6 protein-coding genes are annotated in these 5,256 nt (G+C 32.9%); 3 read left to right on the forward strand and 3 right to left on the reverse strand.

Translation table 11 applies throughout. The features are described 5' to 3' along the window. Window positions 1-340: transposase (locus tag BUA99_RS14600; protein ID WP_234972981.1), on the forward strand; the 340-nt coding region annotated here is incomplete at its 5' end. A 220-nt stretch (window positions 341-560) separates the two neighbouring features. Here the strand turns inward: BUA99_RS14600 and BUA99_RS15270 are convergent. Both BUA99_RS15270 and BUA99_RS14605 read right to left on the reverse strand, forming a co-directional pair. Continuing rightward, a complete protein-coding gene (locus tag BUA99_RS15270; protein ID WP_200778675.1) occupies window positions 561-707 on the reverse strand; it encodes a hypothetical protein in 147 nt (48 codons plus the stop codon). Beyond that, window positions 694-1,278: an ATPase gene (locus BUA99_RS14605; RefSeq protein ID WP_072994019.1), complete on the reverse strand. Its 585-nt coding sequence runs from the start codon at window positions 1,276-1,278 to the stop codon at window positions 694-696. The genes BUA99_RS15270 and BUA99_RS14605 overlap by 14 nt, the downstream gene beginning before the upstream one ends. Before the next feature lie 78 nt (window positions 1,279-1,356). On the opposite strand from BUA99_RS14605, the gene BUA99_RS14610 reads away from it, so the two are divergent. Continuing rightward, a complete protein-coding gene (locus tag BUA99_RS14610; protein WP_234972982.1) occupies window positions 1,357-2,979 on the forward strand; it encodes an IS1182 family transposase in 1,623 nt (540 codons plus the stop codon). A 226-nt stretch (window positions 2,980-3,205) separates the two neighbouring features. Here the strand turns inward: BUA99_RS14610 and BUA99_RS14615 are convergent, their stop codons facing one another. Next, window positions 3,206-4,633: a hypothetical protein gene (locus BUA99_RS14615; RefSeq protein WP_072994021.1), complete on the reverse strand. Its 1,428-nt coding sequence runs from the start codon at window positions 4,631-4,633 to the stop codon at window positions 3,206-3,208. Window positions 4,634-4,693: 60 nt separating this feature from the next. On the opposite strand from BUA99_RS14615, the gene BUA99_RS14620 reads away from it, so the two are divergent. Beyond that, the coding region (locus tag BUA99_RS14620; RefSeq protein WP_234972983.1) for a transposase at window positions 4,694-5,256 on the forward strand (563 nt) is incomplete at its 3' end.

Consider the following 5,256-nt stretch of genomic DNA (forward strand, 5'->3'; position numbering starts at 1 on the left):
TAGTGCCGTTGAAGAAAACAACAAACGGTATCAGGAAAACCCACAACTATATCGCACCAGGCAAGAGATCAACGAACATATCTTTGGAACCATTAAGAGACAATGGGGCTACAACCACACGAATTTAACGGGACTAGAAAAAGTAAATGGTGAACACAGCTTAATTATGCTAGTGTACAACATCAAACGCTCCATAAACATTCTGGGCGTACCCGACTTAATAGATAAACTCAAGAAATGGAAGTCACCTTACAAAACTAAAGGTGTTATTATTTTTAGGAGGGTTTATTTAAGTCTTTTTAAGGACTTAATCGAAATGAACCTAAAAATTGCTGCCTAAAAAACAAGCTTGCTTAGCGTAGCTCTATGCTATTATACAGCGATAGATTTTGAGGTTATTCAGTGAAAAACGGAGTTTTTTCACAACGTTTCTCGCAACTACGAATTTGCGGTGCAAGCGGAACGAGTTTTCTCTGCCGAAGAGAAACTTAATTCGTGAAACTGCAATTTTCCCTTTACCGAAAACCAGCAGGTTCTTAGTTGTGGTGTTGTGAGAAGTGTTATGGTTTTACCCTTACTATTTTATTATCCTTAAGTATTACTAGTTCGCTATTCATCTTCTTTTTGAATTCGATTAACTTGTCGTAAACTTTATCCATTCCTTCGAGGATTTTGGTTTGATTCGGTGTTCTTTTATATTCCTTCATGATAATAGTTTTTTAGTTTGTCAAATTTTAATTGATTTAAAATATCGATTTCAGAATCTAAAGTTTTTTCCGCAATTAAATTGTGTTTACCTTCTGAATTGTCAAAAATCATTGCTTCGTCAACAATCGGAAGATAAATATCAAATAAATTTTTTATTCCGTTTTTATATCTACGTTTTATTACTTCAAGTTCAATATTATGTCCGCCTTCTAAAACCCTAGTTTTAACACGCTCAATTGCTAGATCAACATTCTGAAGCCAAAAGAACAGAAGCGTAACATTGTAATTTTTACTTTTCGCTTCAACAATCTTTGATTTGTAACTTTTTGTAGCCAAAGTAGTTTCAAAAGCAAAATTCTCATTTGATTCTAAAAGTTCATTTATTCTTCGAAGCATAATTCTTCCAGATTCAAATGAGACTTTTTCCGGTTGAAATGGAGATAAACCTTTTGCAATTTCATCAGCATTCACAAATTCTTTACAATCTAGAATTTCAGGTAAAATTGTGAATGAAGCTGTAGTCTTTCCAGCTCCGTTGCAACCTGCGATTATATAAAGATTCTTTTTCATTTTTCAAAGATAACGAAATTCAAAAAAGAACGTTGTAATTAACGCGATTGGTGTAAATATTTCTCACAACGTCAGTCTGTGAAAAAACTTCGGTTTATTTCTTTCAAAAATAGTCAAATTATTTTAATAAAAGGAAGAAAAGTTGTATATTTAACAATGCAACACATCACAGGAATACTGCGCAATCAAATGTGTTTTTCTAGTTTAGAAGACACTATTTTACCAGACAACCCCGTTCGTTTTATAGATGCCTTTGTAGATGCCCTGAGTTTAACGGCGATGGGTTTTACCGTACAAACTATAAAAAGCGAAGGTAGACCGAGTTACGACACTAAGCTGCTTCTTAAAATCTATTTGTATGGTTATCTCAATGGGCTAAGAAGCTCGCGAAAGTTAGAAAAAGAGTGTGCTCGTAATATAGAGTTGCAGTGGCTTTTATGCGGCATCATCCCCAACTACCACAGTATATCCGACTTTAGAAAGGAGAATCCAACAGGGCTTAAAAAACTCTTCAAACTCTTTGTAAGTTTCCTTAAAGATGCCGATTTGATATCGGGAGAAGTAATTGCAATCGATGGTACTAAAAGCCGTGCCCACAATAGCAAAAAAGCCAATTTCAACCAAAAGAAAATAGAACGTCATTTGGCTTATATCGAAGAAAAAACCCAAGAATATTTAACGCAATTAGATCAAAATGATACCCAAGACAATGGAATCAACATAACCAAGATCCAAGAAAAGATAGAGCGATTAAAACACAATAAAATAGGATATGAACTTCTAGAAGAAAAACTTAAATCCAGCGGAGAACCACAGATTAGTACCACCGACGAAGATGCACGCGCGCTTCTGGTTCAAGGAGTAGTAGTTGAGATCAGTTACAATATCCAAGCAGCAGTAGATAATAAACACAATTTAGTAGTTGCCACCCACACCATCAATCGCAATGATCTTAACGCCTTAGGCGCCATTGCACTCGAGGCAAAAGAAAACTTGGGAGTAGACACATTTACTGCTTTGGTAGATAAAGGCTATCATAACGGCCGGGAAATTGCCTACTGCAAAGATCATAATATTACCACCATTGTGGCCCATCCTACGCCAGGAATAAGCAAAGACAGTGTCACAAAACCCGAATATTTGGTTGCCAAATTCATTTACAATAAAGCCGATGACACCTATACTTGTCCCCAAGGAGCAACTTTAAAAACTACAGGAAGATGGCATAAAAAAAGTGGGCGAACCGAACAAAGCGGGTATCAATTCAAGAAATACCGAACACCCTCTTGCAAGGAATGTCCCGTAAAACACCTGTGCACCAGTAGAGCCGGCGGACGCGAGATCGACCGCAGCGAATATGCTGATGCCATAGAGGAGAATAACCAACGCTACCGAGAAAATCCGCAATTGTATCGCACACGGCAAGAGATAAATGAACATATCTTTGGTACGATCAAGAGACAATGGGGCTACAATCACACAAATTTAACGGGACTCGAAAAAGTAAATGGCGAACACAGTTTAATTATGCTGGTGTATAACATCAAACGCTCGATAAATATACTGGGCGTACCAGATTTAATTGCCAAACTCAAGAACTGGAAGTCACCTTACAAAACCAAAGGTGTTTTTGTTTTTAAAAGGGTTTATTTAAGGCTTTTTAACGACTTATTCGGATTGGACTTAGCAATTGCTGCTTAAAAAACAAGCTTGCTTAACGTGCTTATTTTGAAGTATAAAACGATGATTTTTGCTGTAATACAGTGAAAAACGGAGTTTTTTCACAGCCTGACGTCTTGGCGCTTGGCGTGGTTGGGGACTTTTGAAACCGAGTATTTTCGGCTTAACGTAAATGTAATAAAAAAACGCTAATTCCACTAAATCCCCAATCACGCCAAACGGCTGTTGTGAGTAGTTCTTTTTAAGTTTATTTTCTGTAATCTTGATATGAATGAACAAGTGCTTCTTCATATGTCCATCTAGAGTCTTTTGGTATGAAGATATTTATATTTAATGTTCTGTTATTTATTGAGTTTATGATGTTTTCTATTACTTCTATGCAATTGTTTACATTGTTTAAAACTTGAACTTCGGAAAACCGTAAAACAATCCAATTATTTTCTATGAAACAATTATTTCTTTCATCATCATTAGAATTTATATAATGAATCGGTGTTTTATCAATCAATGAATAAGGCTCATCTACTTCTATATCAATATGCAGATTAGTTTTTTCACAAATGAAAACGAAATCAGGGTAATAAGAATATGAATTTAAATCTAGTTTATAATCCATTTTTATTTGTGAACCAAATTTTTTAATTAAATGGCTCAAAAAAAATAATTCACTTTTTCCTCTTTTTATTTTTTCATTACTTTTAACGCCTTGTTTTATAGGTTTTATTGAATTTAAGTAAATTTTGTTTTTATGAAATTCAATATCTTTAGATAATTCATTTTCAAATATTTTATGTTGAATTAAATATTCTTCTTCAAGAGAATTTCTCTGTTTTTTTATTTTTTCAATTTCCAAATTATAATTTTCAATTTCTTTTTCATAACTTGTTTTTGATGAATATACAGTTTTGTATTCTGTTTTAGTTCTAAATTTTAAAAAAGTAAAAATACTAAAGATTGATAGTAGTAAAAAAAGTATACTTATTTCTTCTTTATTGTTGCTGATACAATAAATAAATATGTAAATAAAAAAACAAATCATTGGGATTTGAGCAATTGTAACACATCCATTGCTTTCAAATTCAATTTTTTCGGTTGTAATTTTTTTTTGTTGATTAGGATAATCTGGTTCTGAAATCTCTTTAAATTTTGGGGGAACCATTTTTAATGTTTTTATTATTTCGAAAGTTGATATATCATAAAGGATTTTTTTTGTTATTGCTTTAGGAATTAGTAGAATAGGATAATTATCTCCTGGTTCATTAAATTGAAGATTTAAATATTCTTCTTCACAATCATTATCAGATTGAAAAGCAAAATTTTCAATGCTAAAATATTTTTTGTTAAAGGATTTGAAATTATTTATCAAACTTTTCGAATTTAGTATTATTTGATTATTAGAATTTATTTTTCCTTCATATATTACCGTCCCTTCCCTGATTTTTAACTCAAAAATAATTTTGTTTCCAATTGTAAAATATTTTCCAAATCCACAAATACTTCTAAGAGACTTCAAATTATAATCAAACCATTTGTTTATATTTTCAGTTGTTTTTTCTGCTAGCTTTTCTGTTAGCTTTTCTGTTAGCTTATATGAAATTCCTATTACAGTCTTATTTTCATAAAACCTAATTATATGAACATATTCAGCGGATTTATGATAATAAATATTTGTCATTTTACAATATTATGTATTAAATATCCTGTTTTTTTTTAGAATTACTCACAACGTCAGTCTGTGAAAAAACTTCGGTTTATTTCTTTCAAAAATAGTAAAATTATTTTAATAAAAGGAAGAAAAGTTGTATATTTAACAATGCAACACATCACAGGAATACCGCGCAACCAAATGTGTTTTTCTAGTTTAGAAGACACGATTTTACCAGACAACCCCGTTCGTTTTATAGATGCCTTTGTAGATGCCCTGAGTTTAACGGCGATGGGTTTTACCCTGCAAACTATAAAAAGTGAAGGCCGACCGAGTTACGATCCTAAGCTGTTTCTTAAAATCTATATGTATGGTTATCTCAATGGATTAAGAAGCTCGCGAAAGTTAAAAAAGGAGTGTGCTCGTAATATAGAGTTGCAGTGGCTTTTATTGGGCATCATACCCAACTACCACAGTATATCCGACTTTAGAAAGGGGAATCCGGCAGGACTTAAAAAACTCTTCAAACTCTTTGTATCTTTTCTAAAAGATGCCGACTTGATATCTGGAGCAGTAATTGCCATCGATGGTACCAAAAGCCGGGCCCACAATAGCAAAAAAGCAAACTTTAACCAAAAGAAGATAGACCGTCA

Source organism: Flavobacterium segetis, assembly GCF_900129575.1.
In the GTDB taxonomy this organism is placed as follows: Bacteria; Bacteroidota; Bacteroidia; order Flavobacteriales; family Flavobacteriaceae; genus Flavobacterium; species Flavobacterium segetis.

Excerpts from the sequence above, each read along its gene's own strand:
- BUA99_RS15270 (WP_200778675.1), bottom strand. The coding sequence starts at position 707 with ATGAAGGAATATAAAAGAACACCGAATCAAACCAAAATCCTCGAAGGA.
- BUA99_RS14605 (WP_072994019.1), bottom strand. The coding sequence starts at position 1,278 with ATGAAAAAGAATCTTTATATAATCGCAGGTTGCAACGGAGCTGGAAAG.
- BUA99_RS14615 (WP_072994021.1), bottom strand. The coding sequence starts at position 4,633 with ATGACAAATATTTATTATCATAAATCCGCTGAATATGTTCATATAATT.